The organism is Acinetobacter sp. 24-47-67 (assembly GCF_056779735.1).
In genome coordinates this window covers 1-468 of record NZ_JBWYIK010000035.1, presented here as the reverse complement: position 1 = coordinate 468, position 468 = coordinate 1, and the positions used below count along the sequence as shown (strand labels likewise).

The following is a 468-nucleotide window of genomic DNA, read 5'->3' as shown; positions in this document are numbered from 1 at the left end:
TGGTGTTGAAGCTGCGATTGATTTGGCTGGTATCGTTGAACATGTCACTTTAGTTGAGTTTGATACCAAACTACGTGCTGACCAAGTTCTTCAAGATAAATTGAACAGCTTACCTAACACGACTGTCATCAAAAATGCGTTGTCTACAGAAGTTGTGGGTGATGGCAAACAAGTCACTGCACTGACATACAAAGACCGTGCGACGGATGAAGAACACACTGTCGAATTGGCGGGGATCTTCGTACAAATCGGTTTGTTACCCAACACGGATTTCTTAAAAGAAACTCAAGTTGAATTAACCAACCGTGGTGAGATTGTGATTAACGATCGCAACGAAACCAATGTAAAAGGTGTATTCGCTGCGGGTGACTGTACAACAGTACCTTATAAACAAATCATCATTGCCACTGGTGAAGGCGCGAAAGCATCACTGTCAGCGTTTGATTACATCATTCGTTCTGGACAGTA

General features: G+C 42.7%; 1 protein-coding gene. It reads left to right on the top strand.

Annotated features, from left to right (window positions below; all coding sequences use genetic code 11):
* Nucleotides 1–468, top strand: a 468-nt coding sequence (locus AC1M9K_RS14545; RefSeq protein WP_481589644.1) for an FAD-dependent oxidoreductase, incomplete at both ends; no start/stop codon positions are given.